13 protein-coding genes are annotated in these 17,055 nt (G+C 69.5%); 11 read left to right on the top strand and 2 right to left on the bottom strand.

Annotated features, from left to right (window positions below; all coding sequences use genetic code 11):
- On the top strand, positions 1 to 2,079 hold the full coding sequence (gene uvrB, locus AC5RVZ_RS14205) for an excinuclease ABC subunit UvrB (protein ID WP_494066417.1): 2,079 nt from the start codon (positions 1 to 3) through the stop codon (positions 2,077 to 2,079).
- Between the two features lie 34 nt (positions 2,080 to 2,113).
- Here the strand turns inward: uvrB and AC5RVZ_RS14210 are convergent, their stop codons facing one another.
- Positions 2,114 to 2,365: a hypothetical protein gene (locus AC5RVZ_RS14210; RefSeq protein ID WP_494066418.1), complete on the bottom strand. Its 252-nt coding sequence runs from the start codon at positions 2,363 to 2,365 to the stop codon at positions 2,114 to 2,116.
- A gap of 42 nt (positions 2,366 to 2,407) precedes the next feature.
- Between AC5RVZ_RS14210 and AC5RVZ_RS14215 the strand changes: the two genes are divergently transcribed.
- From AC5RVZ_RS14215 to whiA, 6 genes are all read left to right on the top strand, one after another.
- Positions 2,408 to 2,851 carry a MarR family winged helix-turn-helix transcriptional regulator gene (locus AC5RVZ_RS14215; protein WP_494066419.1) on the top strand — a complete coding sequence of 148 codons (444 nt, stop codon included), beginning with the start codon at positions 2,408 to 2,410 and terminating at the stop codon, positions 2,849 to 2,851.
- Positions 2,852 to 3,015: 164 nt separating this feature from the next.
- Positions 3,016 to 5,427: a 5'-nucleotidase C-terminal domain-containing protein gene (locus tag AC5RVZ_RS14220; RefSeq protein ID WP_494066420.1), complete on the top strand. Its 2,412-nt coding sequence runs from the start codon at positions 3,016 to 3,018 to the stop codon at positions 5,425 to 5,427.
- Positions 5,428 to 5,502: 75 nt separating this feature from the next.
- Entirely contained in the window at positions 5,503 to 8,418 is a 2,916-nt protein-coding gene (gene uvrA / locus AC5RVZ_RS14225; protein WP_494066421.1) for an excinuclease ABC subunit UvrA, read from the top strand.
- 5 nt (positions 8,419 to 8,423) lie between these two features.
- Entirely contained in the window at positions 8,424 to 10,343 is a 1,920-nt protein-coding gene (gene uvrC, locus AC5RVZ_RS14230) for an excinuclease ABC subunit UvrC (protein ID WP_494066422.1), read from the top strand.
- 23 nt (positions 10,344 to 10,366) lie between these two features.
- A complete protein-coding gene (rapZ, locus tag AC5RVZ_RS14235; RefSeq protein WP_494066423.1) occupies positions 10,367 to 11,248 on the top strand; it encodes an RNase adapter RapZ in 882 nt (293 codons plus the stop codon).
- A gap of 46 nt (positions 11,249 to 11,294) precedes the next feature.
- Entirely contained in the window at positions 11,295 to 12,272 is a 978-nt protein-coding gene (whiA, locus tag AC5RVZ_RS14240) for a DNA-binding protein WhiA (RefSeq protein WP_494066424.1), read from the top strand.
- 5 nt (positions 12,273 to 12,277) lie between these two features.
- Here whiA and AC5RVZ_RS14245 read toward each other — a convergent pair whose 3' ends face one another.
- Positions 12,278 to 13,117, bottom strand: a complete 840-nt coding sequence (locus AC5RVZ_RS14245; protein ID WP_494066425.1) for a PhzF family phenazine biosynthesis protein — start codon at positions 13,115 to 13,117, stop codon at positions 12,278 to 12,280.
- A gap of 160 nt (positions 13,118 to 13,277) precedes the next feature.
- Between AC5RVZ_RS14245 and AC5RVZ_RS14250 the strand changes: the two genes are divergently transcribed.
- The 4 genes from AC5RVZ_RS14250 (at position 13,278) to tpiA (ending at position 17,016) form a co-directional block, all read left to right on the top strand.
- Positions 13,278 to 13,904, top strand: a complete 627-nt coding sequence (locus tag AC5RVZ_RS14250; RefSeq protein ID WP_494066426.1) for a superoxide dismutase — start codon at positions 13,278 to 13,280, stop codon at positions 13,902 to 13,904.
- A 105-nt stretch (positions 13,905 to 14,009) separates the two neighbouring features.
- Complete coding sequence (gap, locus tag AC5RVZ_RS14255) at positions 14,010 to 15,014, top strand: type I glyceraldehyde-3-phosphate dehydrogenase (protein ID WP_494066427.1); 1,005 nt, start codon at positions 14,010 to 14,012, stop codon at positions 15,012 to 15,014.
- 5 nt (positions 15,015 to 15,019) lie between these two features.
- Entirely contained in the window at positions 15,020 to 16,234 is a 1,215-nt protein-coding gene (locus tag AC5RVZ_RS14260; protein WP_494066428.1) for a phosphoglycerate kinase, read from the top strand.
- Positions 16,225 to 17,016, top strand: coding sequence for a triose-phosphate isomerase (tpiA, locus tag AC5RVZ_RS14265; protein ID WP_494066429.1), 792 nt, complete (start codon positions 16,225 to 16,227; stop codon positions 17,014 to 17,016). Before AC5RVZ_RS14260 ends, tpiA begins: the two co-directional genes overlap by 10 nt.
- Positions 17,017 to 17,055: the final 39 nt, after the last annotated feature.

Consider the following 17,055-nt stretch of genomic DNA (forward strand, 5'->3'; position numbering starts at 1 on the left):
GTGCAGACCACTCGATCCGTGCGACCCTTCGAGGTCGTCAGCGACTACGCGCCGTCGGGGGATCAGCCGCAGGCCATCGCCGAGCTCGCAGCCCGCATCAACGCCGGCGAGACCGACGTCGTGCTGCTCGGCGCCACCGGAACCGGAAAGTCGGCCACCACGGCGTGGCTCGTCGAGGCCGTGCAGCGCCCCACACTGGTGCTGGCGCACAACAAGACCCTGGCGGCGCAGCTGGCCAACGAGTTCCGCGAGCTCATGCCGCACAACGCCGTGGAGTACTTCGTCTCGTACTACGACTACTACCAGCCCGAGGCGTACGTGCCGCAGACCGATACGTTCATCGAGAAGGACTCCTCGATCAACGCCGAGGTCGAGCGGCTGCGTCACTCGACGACGAACTCGCTGCTGAGCCGCCGCGACGTCGTCGTGGTCAGCACCGTCTCGTGCATCTACGGCCTCGGTGCGCCTGAGGAGTACCTCCGGGCGATGGTCGCACTGCAGGTCGGCGAGGTCTACGACCGCGACGCGCTGATCCGCAAGTTCATCGCGATGCAGTACAACCGCAACGACGTGGACTTCTCGCGCGGCAATTTCCGCGTGCGCGGCGACACGATCGAGATCATCCCGGTGTACGAGGAGTACGCGATCCGCATCGAGATGTTCGGCGACGAGATCGAGGCGCTGTACATGCTGCACCCGCTCACCGGCGATGTGGTCCAGCGGATGGACTCGGTCCCGATCTTCCCGGCATCCCACTACGTGGCCGGCACCGAGACCGTGCAGCGCGCCATCGGCACGATCGAGCACGAGCTGGAGGAGCGGCTCAAGGAGCTGGAGTCGCAGAACAAGCTCCTCGAGGCCCAGCGGCTGCGCATGCGCACGACGTTCGACCTCGAGATGCTGCAGCAGCTGGGTTTCTGCAGCGGCATCGAGAACTATTCGCGGCATCTCGACGGCCGCATGCCCGGCGAGCCCCCGCACACGCTGCTGGACTTCTTCCCCGACGACTTCCTCATGGTCATCGACGAGTCGCACGTGACCGTGCCGCAGATCGGCGCGATGTACGAGGGGGACGCCTCACGCAAGCGCACGCTGGTCGAGCACGGCTTCCGTCTGCCCAGCGCCCTCGACAACCGGCCGCTGCGCTGGGACGAGTTCAAGCAGCGGGTCGGGCAGACGGTCTACCTGTCCGCGACGCCGGGACGCTACGAGATGGGCATCGCCGACGGCGTCGTCGAGCAGATCATCCGGCCGACCGGGCTGATCGACCCCGAGATCATCGTCAAGCCGTCCAAGGGGCAGATCGACGACCTGCTGGAGGAGATCCGGATCCGCGTCGACCGGGACGAGCGGGTCCTGGTCACCACCCTGACGAAGAAGATGGCCGAGGAGCTCACCGACTTCCTCGGCGAGCACGGGGTCCGGGTGCGCTACCTGCACTCCGACGTCGACACCCTCCGACGCGTCGAGCTGCTCACCGAGCTGCGAGCGGGCGTCTACGACGTCCTCGTGGGCATCAACCTGCTCCGCGAGGGCCTCGACCTTCCCGAGGTGTCGCTGGTGTCGATCCTCGACGCCGACAAGGAGGGCTTCCTCCGGTCGGGAACCTCGCTCATCCAGACCATCGGGCGCGCCGCGCGAAACGTCTCGGGTCAGGTGCACATGTACGCCGACACGATCACGGACTCGATGCGCAACGCCATCGAGGAGACCAACCGCCGGCGCGACAAGCAGATCGCGTACAACAAGGAACACGGGATCGATCCGCAGCCGCTGCGCAAGCGCATCGCCGACATCACCGAGGTGCTGGCGCGCGAGGCATCCGACACCGACCGGATGCTCTCGCGCAAGGACTCCCGTGTGAAGTCGGGCAAGGGCAAGTCGCCCACCCCGCAGCTGCGTCGCGAGGGGATCGGAGCCGAGGGGGCGGAGCAGCTCGAGGCGACGATCGCCGACCTCAGTCAGCAGATGCTGGCCGCCGCGGGCGAGCTGAAGTTCGAGCTCGCCGCGCGGCTCCGCGACGAGGTGCAGGACCTCAAGAAGGAGCTTCGCGCCATGGAGCGGGCCGGCCACGCCTGAGCGGCCCGGCATTCACGGGTGGGCGGCCCGGCACTCACGGGCAGTGCATGAGGGGCTTCGGTCCCGAGCGGTCGAAGGTGTGCTGCGTGATCGGCGCCCCGCACAGGGGGCAGGCGCGTTCGGCGCGCTGTGCCGCGCTCGGCGCGGGTGTCGTCTCGTAGGGACCGACGGCTGCCGGACCGGCCGCTCTGATGAGGGTGCGGTTGATCCACGCGTACCATCCGCCGGCTTCGCGGACCCGTTCGCGCAGCGGTCGGCGGGCGGAGGAGGAGTCGGTGTCGGGCATGTACTTAGTGTACTAAGAATTAGCGCACGATAGACTCGATCCATGGCCGGCACCGATCTCGCTCCCGATGACCTGCTCAAGCTCGACAATCAGGTCTGCTTCGCGCTGGTCACCGCCGCCCGCAACGTCGTGGCGATCTACCGCCCGATCCTCGAGCCGCTTGGGCTGACGCATCCGCAGTACCTGGTGATGCTCGCGCTGTGGGAGAAGGCGCCGCGCTCGCTGCGCCAGCTCGCCGACGAACTGGCCCTCGAGCCTGCGACGCTGTCGCCACTGGTCAAGCGCCTGCAGGTGCAGGGACTGGTGACCAGGTCGCGCAGGAACGGCGACGAGCGGACGCTGGACGTCGGGCTGACTCCGCTGGGTGTGCAGCTCCGCGAGAAGGCGCTGGACGTTCCGCGGCAGGTCATGGCGAGCGTCGGCGCGGATGCCGAGTCGCTGCTGGCGCTGCGGGACGCGCTGAGTCCCTTCGCCGGTCGACGCTGAAGCGCCGCGGCCGAAGCGGCCGTCTCCGTGCGTCGATGAGGTCTTTCTCATCCCCCTGGTCGGCTCGCATCGCGACTCCTAGGCTCGGGAGCACGGCGTGCCCACAGCGGTGAACCCGCTCGCCAGCGCGGCGGCAACCCATCCGTCCGTCCAGAGGAACCCCCATGCGACCCAGGTCCCACCCCGACCGTCCCCGCGCCGCTCGCCGGCTCGCCGCGTCCGCCGTCGCCACCGCCGCGGCCCTCGCTGCCAGCGCCCTCGCGGCGGCGCCCGCGCACGCGGCCCCCACCGAGGTGCAGATCCTCGCCACCAACGACTTCCACGGTCGCATCGCCGCGAACGGGACCGAAGCGGGGGCGGCCAAGCTCGCCGGAACGGTCGACGCCCTGCGGGCTGCGAACCCGAACACGGTGTTCGCCGCGGCGGGCGACCTCATCGGCGCCTCGACCTTCGAGTCCTTCATCCAGAGCGACAAGCCCACCATCGACGCGCTCAATGCCGCCGGGCTGGAGGTGTCGGCCGTCGGCAACCACGAACTGGATCAGGGCTACGACGACCTCATCGATCGCGTCATGGCGCCGTACGACCCGGTCGCCAACCCCTACGGCGGAGCGCAGTGGCAGTACATCGCGGCCAACCTCAAGGTTCGCGCGACCGGTGACGACGCCGTTCCCTCCACGTGGATCAAGGAGTTCGGCAACGTCCAGGTCGGATTCGTCGGCGCCGTCACCGAGGAGCTGGAGGCGCTGGTCAATCCCGACGGGATCGCCGACATCGTCGTCCAGGGGATCGTGGAATCGGTGAACGCCGAAGCGTCCGAACTGGTGGCCGAGGGTGCTGACGTTGTGGTCATGCTCGTCCACGAAGGCGCCACGACCACCGACTGCGCGGCGGCTGCGGCGGCCGGCACGACCTGGGGCGACATCGTCTCCGGCGTGTCCGCCGACGTCGACGCCATCGTGTCGGGTCACACCCACCTCGCGTACAACTGCGAGTACCCGGTCCAGGCCTGGATCGACGAAGGCCGCGCGGTCACCACTCGTCCAGTCGTCTCCGCCGGCCAGTACGGGACGAATCTGAACCAGCTTTTGTTCACCGTGGACGGAGCCACCGGCCAGGTGCAGGCCAAGACGCAGAGCATCATCCCGGTCGCGCCGTACCCCGCTCAGCCCGACGCGGAGGTCGCCGCGCTCGTCGCCGAGGCGGTGGCGGAGGCGGAGGTGCTCGGCGCCGAGCCGCTCGGCGAGATCGCCGGCGCCTTCAGCCGCGCCAAGCTCGCGGACGGCACGACGGAGAACCGGGGCGGCGAGTCCACGCTCGGCAACCTCGTCGCGGAGGTGCAGCAGTGGGCGACCGAAGCCCCCGAGTCGGGGGGCGCGCAGATCGCCTTCATGAACCCGGGTGGCCTGCGCGCGGACATGGTCGGCACGCCTCCGGCCGACGGGTCCTATCCGCGCACGCTCACCTACAAGCAGGCATCCCTGGTCCAGCCGTTCGCGAACACGCTCGTGAACCTGCAGCTGACCGGTGCGCAGATCGAGGCGATCCTCGAGCAGCAGTGGCAGCGCGACGCGTACAACGCCCTGCCCTCTCGACCGTTCCTGCGCCTGGGTGCCTCGCAGGGATTCGAATACACCTACACGCAGCAGGTCGCCACCGAGGTCCAGCGCGACAACCCGGCGACGGCGGCCAACGAGGAGGGGCTCACGTATCAGGCCCCCGAGGGAACGGTCACCGGCATGTGGCTGAACGGTGAGCCGATCGACCCCGCCGCGACGTACTCGGTGACGGTGAACTCCTTCCTCGCAGGCGGGGGCGACAACTTCCGCGAGTTCGCCAACGGCGCCGACAAGCGCGACACCGGCAAGGTCGACCTCGCCGCGATGGTCGACTACCTCGAGGCGTTCGCGCCCGCAGGGTCGCCCTTGGCGGTCGACTACTCGCAGCGCGCCGTGGAGGTCACCTTCCCCGCGGATGCGCCGGAGGCCTACGAACCGGGATCGGCCGTGGCGTTCGACGTGAAGTCGTGGGCCATGTCGGCGCCGGGAGACGTCCGTGACGGCGAGATCGCCGTCTCGCTCGGCGACGAAGTCCTCGGCTCCTTCCCCGTCGACAACACGATCGGCGCGGCGGTGTACGACGATCACGGCACCGCGACGATCGCAGTCGAGCTGCCTGCGACGGTGCCGGCCGGTGAGACGGTCGAGCTCCTCCTCACGGGACCGCAGACGGGCACCACCGTGACGGTGCCCGTGCGCGTCGCCGCCGCCGAGGACCGGCGCGCCCAGAGCGTCACGATCGGCATCCCGAACAAGTTGCTCGCCAAGGCCGGGTCGGCGGTGCAGTTCACCACGATCGTGATGGCCGAGAACGGCACGCCGGTCACCGGCGAGGTGGCGATCTCGGACGGCGATACCGTCCTCGCGACCGCGACCCTCACCGCGAAGGACCGCGGCGTGGTCAAGGTGAAGCTGCCGACGCTCGACGAAGGCGTCCACCAGCTCTCGGCCGCGTACGGGGGCAGCGACACGGTGGCGCCCTCGGCGAGCCCGACGGTTCCGGTGCTCGTCTGGTAGCACGCGCCCCTGACAGCGAACCGTGAAGGCGGGGTCTCCGGCGCCCGTGTCGGAGGCCCCGCCTAAACTTGACGGGTGCCCATCGTCCCTGTCGCCATGCCCGGAAACACCAGCGGAAAGCTCAGCGTCCGCGGTGCTCGCGTGCACAACCTGAAGAACGTCGACCTCGACATCCCGCGCGATTCGCTGGTCGTCTTCACCGGCCTGTCGGGCTCGGGCAAGTCCAGCCTCGCGTTCGACACCATCTTCGCCGAGGGGCAGCGCCGCTACGTCGAGTCGCTCAGCGCCTACGCCCGTCAGTTCCTCGGACAGGTCGACAGGCCCGACGTCGACTTCATCGAAGGCCTGAGCCCCGCCGTCTCCATCGACCAGAAGTCGACCAACCGCAACCCGCGCTCCACGGTCGGCACGATCACCGAGATCCACGACTACATGCGTCTGCTGTGGGCCCGGATCGGGGTGCCGCACTGTCCCGAGTGCGGCGCCGTGATCCAGCGTCAGACGGTGCAGCAGATCGCCGATCAGCTGATGGAGCTGCCCGAGCGCACCCGCTACCAGATCGTCGCCCCGGTCGTCACGCAGAAGAAGGGCGAGTTCGTCGACCTCTTCAAGGAGCTCGGCGCGAAGGGCTACGCCCGTGCGATCGTCGACGGCGAGCTGGTCCAGCTTTCCGAGCCGCCGACCCTGAAGAAGAGCTACAAGCACGACATCGCGGTGGTGGTGGACCGTCTGGTCGCCGCCCCCGGCATCCTCGACCGCGTGACCGATTCCGTCGAGACGGCGCTGTCGCTGGCCGGAGGCATCGTGCAGGTCAACTTCGTGGACGAAGAAGGGGATGCCGCTTGGCAGTCCTTCTCCGAGAAGCTGGCATGCCCGAACGGCCACCCGTTGCAGCTGACCGAGATCGAGCCGCGCACCTTCTCCTTCAACGCGCCGTTCGGGGCGTGCCCGGCGTGCTCGGGTCTGGGCACACGGATGTCCGTCGACGTCGAGCTCATGCTCGGTGACGAGGAGCTGTCCATCCGCGAGGGGGTCCTCATCCCGTGGACCACGCAGGGCAAGGGACTGTTCCAGTACTACGAGCGGCTGCTCGAGGGACTCGCCAGCGACCTCGGGTTCTCCCTGGACACGCCGTGGAAGAAGCTGCCGGCGTCCGTGCGCGAGGCGGTGCTGCGCGGCGAGAACTACAAGGTCACCGTGAAGTGGAAGAACCGCTACGGCCGGGAGATGCGGTACTCCTCCGGCTTCGAAGGGGTCGTGCCCTACATCGAGCGGCAGTACACGCAGGCCGAGTCCGACACCCAGCGTCAGCGGTGGGCGGAGTACCTCCGCGAGGTGCCGTGCCCCGTCTGCAACGGGGACCGTCTCAAGCCCGAGGTGCTCGCGGTGCAGGTGCACGGTCACTCGATCGCGGAAGCCTCGCATCTGAGCCTGGGTGAGGCGCGCGAGTTCTTCGCACGCCTGACGCTCACCGACCGTGAGGCGATGATCGCCGCGCAGGTGCTGCGCGAGATCCGGCTTCGTCTGGACTTCCTCATCCGCGTGGGGCTGGACTACCTGAGCCTCAGTCGCGCCGCGGCGACCCTGTCCGGCGGCGAGGCGCAGCGCATCCGCCTGGCGACCCAGATCGGCTCGGGTCTGACCGGCGTGCTCTACGTCCTCGACGAGCCGTCGATCGGGCTGCACCAGCGCGACAACCGCCGGCTCATCGAGACCCTCGTGGCGCTGCGCGACCTGGGCAACACGCTCATCGTCGTCGAGCACGACGAGGAGACGATCCATGCCGCCGACTGGGTGGTCGACATCGGTCCGGGAGCGGGCGTCAACGGGGGAGCGGTGGTGCACTCCGGCCCGGTCGGCGAGCTCGTCGCCGACCGCTCGTCGATCACGGGCGACTACCTGTCCGGCCGGCGTCAGATCGCCACGCCCAAGAAGCGGCGCAAGATCGACAAGAGCCGGCAGATCACCGTCGTCGGCGCGCGCGAGAACAACCTGAAGAATGTCACGGTCGACTTCCCGCTCGGTGTCCTGACGTCTGTCACGGGCGTGAGCGGGTCGGGCAAGTCGACGCTGGTCAACGGCATCCTGTACCAGGTGCTGGCCACGCGGCTCAACGGCGCGCGCCGCGTCGCCGGCAAGCACACGCGCGTGACGGGTCTGGACAACCTCGACAAGGTCGTGCACGTGGACCAGGCGCCCATCGGGCGCACGCCCCGCTCCAATCCCGCGACGTACACCGGCGTCTTCGATCGCATCCGGACCCTGTTCAGCGAGACGCCCGAGGCGAAGGTGCGCGGCTACCAGCCGGGCCGGTTCAGCTTCAACGTCAAGGGCGGCCGCTGCGAGGCGTGCTCGGGCGACGGCACGATCAAGATCGAGATGAACTTCCTTCCCGACGTGTACGTCGACTGCGAGGTGTGCCACGGCAAGCGGTACAACCGCGACACGCTCGCCGTGCACTACAAGGGCAAGAACATCGCCGAAGTGCTCGACATGCCGATCTCCGAGGCCGCCGAGTTCTTCGAGCCGATCCAGGCGATCCACCGCTACCTCAAGACGCTGGTCGACGTGGGTCTCGGCTACGTCCGCCTCGGACAGTCGGCGACGACCCTGTCCGGCGGCGAGGCGCAGCGCGTGAAGCTCGCGACCGAGCTGCAGCGCCGGACGAACGGCCGATCGATCTACGTGCTCGACGAGCCGACCACGGGCCTGCACTTCGAAGACGTCCGCAAGCTTCTCGAGGTGCTCAACGGTCTGGTCGACAAGGGCAACACCGTCATCGTCATCGAGCACAACCTCGATGTGATCAAGTCCTCCGACTGGGTCATCGACCTCGGTCCCGAGGGCGGGTCCGGCGGGGGTCAGGTCGTGGCGACCGGCACGCCGGAGCAGGTGGCCCGAGCCGAGGGCAGCCACACCGGCGAGTTCCTCGCCGAGGTGCTGGGCCTTCGCGCGCCCGCGGGACTGGTCGAGGCCCGCAAGGCGGGCTGAGCGCGATGGCCCGCTCCGCGCCGACCGTCCCGTACAAGCCCAAGCCAGGCGAGATCCCCACCAACCCCGGCGTCTACCGGTTCCGCGACGCGGACGGCCGGGTGCTGTACGTCGGCAAGGCGAAGAACCTCCGCGCGCGGCTGTCCAACTACTTCGCCCCGCTGCACACGCTGCACGAGCGCACGCGGCGCATGGTGATGACGGCGGCGTCCGTGGAGTGGACCGTCGTGGCCACCGACGTGGACTCGCTGCAGTTGGAGTACCAGTGGATCAAGGAGTTCGATCCGCCGTTCAACGTCCGCTACCGCGACGACAAGTCCTACCCGTTCATGGCGATCACGCTCGCCGACGAGGCGCCGCGGGTGCTCGTGACCCGCAATCGCCGCATCCCGGGAGCGCGCTACTTCGGGCCGTACCCCAAGGTGTGGGCGGTGCACGACACGATCGATCTGATGATCCGGGTCTTCCCGATCCGCACGTGCAGCGATGCCTCCTACAAGAAGGCGATGGCCACCGGCAGGCCCTGCTTCCCCGGGCAGATCGGCCGCTGCGGCGGCCCGTGCTCGATGAAGGTGTCGATCGAGGAGCACCGCGCCATCGTCGAGGACTTCGTGGCGTTCATGGCCGGCGGTGACCAGCGGTTCACCAAGGCGCTGACCGCACGGATGCGCGAGGCATCCGCGGCGATGGACTACGAGGCCGCCGCGGTGTATCGCGACAAGCTGCAGGCGATCGACGCGGTGCTCAACAAGAGCGCGCTCGTGCTCGCGCCCGACACCGACGCCGACCTGTTCGGGATCGCCGAGGACGAGCTGGCCGCCGCCGTGCAGCACTTCGTCGTCCGAGGCGGACGCGTGCGCGGTGTGCGGGCGACCACGATCGAGAAGGAGCTCGACATCACCGGGGGCGACCTGGTCGATCAGGTGCTGCAGCGCACGTACGGCAACGCCTCGGGCGCCGACATCCCGCGCCAGGTGCTGGTGCCCGCGATGCCCGATGACGCTGCCGACCTCGAGGAGTGGCTGCGCGGGCGTCGTGGCAAGTCCGTCACGATCCAGGTCGCGCAGCGCGGACGCAAGGCCGAGCTGATGAAGACGGCGACCCTGAACGCGCAGCAGGCGCTGATGCTGCACAAGACGCGCCGCACCAGCGACTACGTCGCTCGCACCCAGGCGCTGACCGACCTCCAGGAGGCCCTCGAGCTGGCTGAGGCGCCGCTGCGCATCGAGTGCTTCGACGTGTCGCACCTGAGCGGCACGAACGTCGTCGCGTCGATGGTCGTGTTCGAGGACGGGCTGCCGCGCAAGGACCAGTACCGCTCGTTCTCCGTCGCCGAGACCACCGACGACACCGATTCGCTCTACCAGGTGCTGTCGCGTCGTCTGGCGTACCTGGACCGGCCCGAGGAGAACGATCTGCCGGCACCCGATCCGACCGCCGATGAGACCGCCGAGGGCCCCGTGGTGACCGAGCGGCGTCGTCCCCGGTTCGCGTACCGGCCGCAGCTGCTCGTCGTGGACGGCGGCAAGCCGCAGGTCGAGGCGGCGGCTCGGGCGCTGCGCGACGCCGGTCACGAGGAGATCGCGCTGTGCGGCATCGCGAAGCGTCTGGAAGAGGTGTGGCTGCCGGGGGAGGACTACCCCGTCATCCTGCCGCGGACCTCGGAGGCGCTGTACCTGCTGCAGCGGCTGCGCGACGAGGCCCACCGGTTCGCGATCACGCATCAGCGCAGGCGCCGCCGTCGTGACATCCAGAGCGTGCTCGCGGAGGTGCCGGGACTCGGCGAGGCGCGCATCAAGGCGCTGCTGCGCCATTTCGGCTCGGTGGCCGCGCTTAAGCGGGCGACGCCGGAAGAGATCGAGGAGCTGCCGGGCGTGGGTCCGAAGCTGGCAGCATCGATCCACGCGCACCTCTCGGGTGGGTAGGCTGAACCCAGACGGGGGTGGTCATGACCGACGCGACGCGCCGCGACGCCGGGGAGATGCTGATCGTGACCGGCATGTCGGGTGCCGGTCGCTCGACGGCTGCCAACGCGCTGGAGGACCTCGGCTGGTACGTCGTCGACAACCTCCCGCCGCAGATGCTCAAGCCTCTGCTCGATCTGACGGAGCTGGCAGCCGGATCGCTGCCGCGGGTGGCCGTGGTCGTCGACGTGCGCGGCGGCGAGCTGTTCTCGGACCTGCCCGAGGCGCTGCAGGCGCTGCGTGAGCGCCGGCAGATCCGTCTCATCTTCCTGGATGCCTCCGATCCGGTGCTGGTGCGCCGGTTCGAGGCGGTGCGGCGCCCGCATCCGCTGCAGGGCGACGGCACGATCCTCGACGGCATCACCCTCGAGCGGGAGCGCCTGGCGGCGGTGCGGGAGAGCGCCGACGTCATCATCGACACGTCGTCGTACAACATCCACCAGCTGGCGACGCAGGTGACGGATCTGTTCCGCGAGGAAGGAGCCGCCCGGCACACCGTGACGGTGCTGAGCTTCGGATTCAAGTATGGGCTGCCGCCTGACGCCGACCTCGTCGCCGACATCCGGTTCCTTCCGAACCCGTTCTGGAACGACGCGCTGCGCGCGCTGACGGGGGAGGACGGCGAGGTGCGCGAGTTCGTGCTGGCGCAGGACGGCGCCCGTGAGTTCCTCGACGCATACGCCGCGGCGCTGCGGCCCGTGATGGAGGGCTATCAGCGCGAGAACAAGCGCCACTCCGTCGTCGCGGTGGGGTGCACCGGTGGCAAGCACCGGTCGGTGGTGATGGCTCGTGAGCTCGCAGAGCGGCTGGGGACGGTGCCGGGCGTCGCGGTGCGTGTGAAGGACCGCGACCTCGGACGTGAGTGACGAGCCGAGTAGGCTTGACCGTCGTTCCCCACCCCGAAGGAGTCCCGTGTCGCTGACCGCTGACGTCAAGGCCGAGCTGATCACCGTGCGCGATCCGCGCCCGACGGCCCGTGTGGCCGAGCTCACCTCGTTGCTGCGGTTCTCGGGCGGCCTGCACTCCATCGCCAACCGCGTCGCCGTCGAAGCGGAGCTGGACTCCGACACCCTCGCGCGCCGCACCGCGCGCGACCTGGTCGAGCTCTACGGCGTGCGCCCCGAGCTGGTGCACGTGCAGGGCTCGGGCGCGCGCAACGGGAGCCACTATGCCGTGCGGGTCATCGAGGGCGGCGAGACGCTCGCCCGCCAGACCGGCCTCCTCGACCAGCGCCGCCGGCCCGTGCGCGGCCTGCCGAACAAGCTGACGACCGGCTCGCGCGCCGACCTCGCCGCCGTGTGGCGCGGGGCGTTCCTCGCCGCCGGCACGCTGAGCGAGCCCGGGCGTTCGGCGGCTCTGGAGATCACCTGCCCGTCCTCGGAGGCGGCGATGGCGCTCGTGGGGGCGGCGCACCGGCTCGGCATCGCGGGGAAGGCCCGTGAGGTGCGGGGCGTGCCCCGGGTCGTCGTGCGCGAGGGCGAGGCCATCCGCGCCGCACTCGCCGCCATGGGGGCGGTCCGCGCCGCGGCCGAATGGGATCAGATGCGACAGCGCCGCGAGGTGCGCGCCGGCGTCAACCGACTGGTGAACTTCGACGACGCCAACCTGCGCCGCTCCGCACAGGCGGCCGTGGCCGCGTGCGCACGCGTCGAGCGAGCGCTCGAGATCCTCGGCGACGAGGTGCCCGAGCACCTGCGTCAGGCCGGGGAGCTGCGCTTGGCGCACCGGGACGCGAGCCTGGATGAGCTCGGCCACCACGCCGACCCGCCCCTGACGAAGGATGCCGTGGCCGGCCGCATCCGCCGCCTCCTGGCGATGGCCGACAAGAAGGCCGAGGCGGACGGCGTGCCCGGCACCGACGCCGCCGTGCCGGCCGGTCTCGAGGACTGACCGGGTCAGTCGATCCGGACGGCGGCGCCGGAGACCGTGATGCCGCCGCGCGCGGGGATGTCGACCTCCAGCAGTCCTGGACGCCCGACGTGGCGGCCCTGCGCGATGCGCACGTGCGCGGGAGCCCGCACGGCGCCCGTCTCGCGCAGGTAGGCCCCGGTGGCGGCCGCGGCCGCGCCGGTCGCCGGGTCCTCGCTGACGGTGCCCACGGGGAAGATGTTGCGTGCCTCCCATGCGAGCTCGCCGCGTCGCAGGAGCACGATGATCGTCGCCGGCCACCCCGAGGCATCCATCAGTGCTCGCGCGCGCGCCGGGTCGAACGTGAACGCGTCGAAGGCATCCTCCTCCCTCAGCACGATCAGCGGATGCGCGTTGCCGGCGTACACCAGGCGCGGCGGATGCCGGGGGTCGAGATCGGCGTGACGGCAGCCGATGAGCGCCAGCACCGCCTCGAGCTCCTGCTCAGCGAGGGGCGCCACCCACGGGTCGACGCTCGTGAAGGAGGCGTGCCGGCCCCTGCCGTCCGACTCCGTGGTGATCTCGATCGGGCCGACCGGGGATGCGAAGAGGAACGCGCCGTCGCCCACGGTGCCGGCCAGTGCCACCGCGGAGGCGACCGTCGCATGACCGCAGAAGGGCACCTCGGCGACGGGGGAGAAGTACCGGATGCCGCGGGACCGTCCGGAGCCGGTCACGAACGCCGTCTCGGCGTAGCCGACCTCGGCCGCGATCCGCTGCATCTCCGCCGGCGACAGCCGCTCGGCGTCCAGCACGACGCCCGCCGGGTTGCCGCCCGCGGGATCGTCGGAGAAGGCCGCCCATCGCTGCACCGCCGGTCGCGTCATCCGGCGATCGTACCGCCGGGCTCGGGCCCGGTCGCCGACGCCCGACCGACGTCATGGAGGGAAGCAACCCCCTGCCGTCCGCGTTGGGCGTCAGTAGGATGAACCCGTCACCCTCGCTGCGCCGAGGAGCCTCGGCGCGCGCCGACAGGAAGAAGAGAACATGGCGAAGTACACCTTGCCCGACCTCCCCTATGACTACGCCGCGCTCGAGCCTCACATCAGCGCGAAGATCATGGAGCTTCATCACGACAAGCACCACCAGACGTATGTCAACGGTGCGAACACGGCCCTCGAGCAGCTGGCCGAGGCCCGCGAGACCGGCAACCTCGCCAACGTGAACAAGCTCGAGAAGGACCTGGCGTTCAACCTCGGCGGTCACGTGAACCACTCCATCTTCTGGACCAACCTCTCACCGGACGGCGGTGGAGAGCCCGAGGGCGAGCTGCGCGCCGCGATCGACGAGTTCTTCGGCGGCTTCGACAAGTTCCAGGCACACTTCACGGCCGCGGCGACCGGCATCCAGGGATCGGGCTGGGCTGTGCTCAGCTGGGACCCGCTCGGTCAGCAGCTCATCATCCAGCAGCTGTTCGACCAGCAGGCGAACACCGCGATGGGAACCGTCCCCGTCTTCCAGCTGGACATGTGGGAGCACGCCTTCTACCTCGACTACCTCAACGTCAAGGCCGACTACGTCAAGGCGGTCTGGAACATCGCCAACTGGCAGAACGTCGCCGAGCGCTTCGAGGCCGCCCGACAGAAGACGTCGGGCCTGCTGGTACTGTCATAAACGGCGCGGCGTCCCGGTGGGCGACGCCCGCCGGGACGCCGTTGTCCAGGATCTGAATCGCACCAAACCGCGCACTCGCGCACGACACATCTCAGGAGAAACTCCGTGGCTGTCAAGATCGGCATCAACGGCTTCGGCCGAATCGGACGCAACTACCTCCGCGCGGCGCTCGCGCAGGGTGCGGACCTCGACATCGTGGCGGTGAACGACCTCACCGACAACAAGACCCTCGCCCACCTGCTCAAGTACGACTCGATCCTCGGCCGTCTCGACGAGGAGGTCTCGTACACCGAAGACTCCATCACCGTCGGCGGCAAGACCATCAAGGTCTTCGAGGAGCGCGACCCCGCGAACCTTCCGTGGGGCGAGCTGGGCGTCGACATCGTCATCGAGTCGACCGGCCGCTTCACCAAGGCCGCCGATGCCGGCAAGCACATCGCCGGTGGCGCCAAGAAGGTCCTGATCTCGGCTCCCGCCAGCGGCGAGGACGGCACGTTCGTCATCGGCGCCAACGAGGAGACGTACGACCCCGCCAACCACAACATCATCTCCAACGCGTCGTGCACCACGAACTGCCTCGCTCCGCTGGCGAAGGTGCTCAACGACAACTTCGGCATCGTCAAGGGCCTCATGACGACGGTCCACGCGTACACCGCCGACCAGAACCTGCAGGACGGCCCCCACAGCGATCTGCGTCGCGCGCGCGCCGCCGCCCTCAACATCGTCCCCACCTCGACCGGTGCGGCCAAGGCGATCGGGCTCGTCCTGCCCGAGCTCAAGGGCAAGCTCGACGGCTTCGCGCTCCGCGTGCCGGTGCCTACCGGCTCGGCGACCGACCTCACGGTCGAGCTCGAGCGCGAGGTCTCGGTCGACGAGATCAAGGCCGCCTACAAGGCCGCCGCGGAGGGCCCGCTCAAGGGCATCCTCAAGTACACCGAGGACGAGATCGTCTCGAGCGACATCGTCACCGACGACCACTCCTGCATCTTCGACGCCGGTCTCACCCGCGTCATCGGCAACCAGGTCAAGGTCGTCGGCTGGTACGACAACGAGTGGGGCTACTCCAACCGCCTCGTCGACCTCACCGAGATCGTCGCCTCGAAGCTCTGATCCCCATGGCTCTGCGCACCCTCGACTCGCTGGGTTCGCTGGCCGGCAAGCGTGTCATCGTCCGTGCTGACCTCAACGTCCCTCTCCAGGGCGAGGTCATCACGGACGATGGCCGTGTCCGGGCCACGCTCCCCACGCTGAACGCCCTCATCAACCAGGGCGCCCGCGTCATCGTCTGCTCGCACCTCGGTCGTCCCGACGGTGCCCCTGACCCGAAATACAGCCTCGCGCCCGTGGCGCAGCGGCTGTCGGAACTGCTCGGCAAGCCCGTCGCGTTCGCCCGCGACACCGTGGGGGAGTCCGCGCAGGAGGCCGTGGCCGTGCTGGAAGACGGCGATGTCGCGGTCGTCGAGAACCTCCGGTTCAACGCGGGCGAGACGGCGAAGGACGACACCACTCGACGTGCCTTCGCCGAGCAGCTCGCCGCGCTCGGTGACGTGATGGTCTCCGACGGCTTCGGCGTCGTGCACCGCAAGCAGGCATCCGTGTACGAGCTCGCCGAGCTGCTGCCGTCCGCGGCGGGATCGCTCATCGAGAAGGAGGTCGATGTCCTCGACCGTCTGACCGAGAACCCCGAGCGCCCGTACACGGTCGTCCTCGGCGGTTCCAAGGTCAGCGACAAGCTGGGCGTCATCGAGCATCTCCTCCCGCGCGTGGACCGCCTCCTCGTCGGCGGCGGGATGATGTTCACCTTCCTCGCGGCCCAGGGCAACGAGGTCGGTTCGAGCCTGCTCGAGCAGGACCAGCTCGACACTGTGCGCGGATACATCGCCGCTGCGCAGGAGCGCGGCGTCGAGCTCGTGCTCCCCGTCGACGCGGTCGTGGCGGCCTCCTTCTCCGCGGATGCCGAGCACGTGGTCGCCCCCGCCACGGCGCTCGAGGACACCGACTTCGGCTCCTCGGGTCTGGGGCTGGACATCGGTCCGGAGACCGCCGCCCTGTTCGCCTCGCATGTCCGCGAATCGCGCACGGTGTTCTGGAACGGCCCCATGGGCGTGTTCGAGATGCCGGCCTTCGCGGCCGGCACGAAGGCGGTCGCGCAGGCCCTCACCGAGGTCGACGGCCTGTCGGTCGTCGGCGGCGGCGACTCGGCCGCGGCTGTGCGCCAGCTCGGCTTCGCCGACGGCGACTTCGGCCACATCTCCACGGGCGGCGGCGCGAGCCTGGAGTTCCTCGAAGGCAAGAAGCTCCCCGGACTGGAGGTCCTCGGATGGCAGTGACCGCACGCACCCCGCTGATCGCGGGCAACTGGAAGATGAACCTGGACCACCTGCAGGCGGTCGCGTTCGTGCAGAAGCTGCACTGGACCCTCAAAGACGCCAAGCACGAGGACGGGTCGGTCGAGGTCGCGGTCTTCCCGCCCTTCACCGACCTGCGCACCGTGCAGACGCTGCTCGACGCCGACAAGATCCCGTTCGCGCTCGGCGCGCAGGACCTGTCGGTGCACGACTCCGGGGCGTACACCGGCGAGATCTCCGGCGCGTTCCTGTCGAAGCTGGACGCGCGCTACGTCATCATCGGCCACTCCGAGCGTCGCCAGTATCACGCCGAGACCGACGAGGTGGTCGCCGCCAAGGTTCAGGCGGCGCTGCGCCACGGTCTGGTACCGGTCATCTGCGTCGGCGAGACCAGCGAGGACCTCGAGCGGTTCGGCGCCAGCGCCGTCCCCGCGAGCCAGCTGTCGGCGGCACTGGAGGGCGTCAACCCCGGCGCCGACATCGTGGTGGCCTATGAGCCGGTGTGGGCGATCGGCTCCGGTCAGGCGGCGACGCCCGAGCAGGCGCAGGACGTGTGCGCGAAGCTTCGCGAGGTCGTCGGCGACAAGCTCGGGGAGGACGCAGCAGCCCGCACCCGGATCCTCTACGGCGGCTCGGTGAAGGCGGCGAACATCGCCAGCTTCATGCGGGAGCCCGACGTCGACGGCGCCCTGGTAGGAGGGGCGAGCCTCGTCGTGGACGAGTTCGCCGCGATCATCCGGTACCAGAAGCACGTCGGAGTCTGACCTATACTGAGACACTGCGTGCCGAGCTTCGGCTCGCTG

The organism is Arthrobacter sp. Cza30, assembly GCF_059090765.1.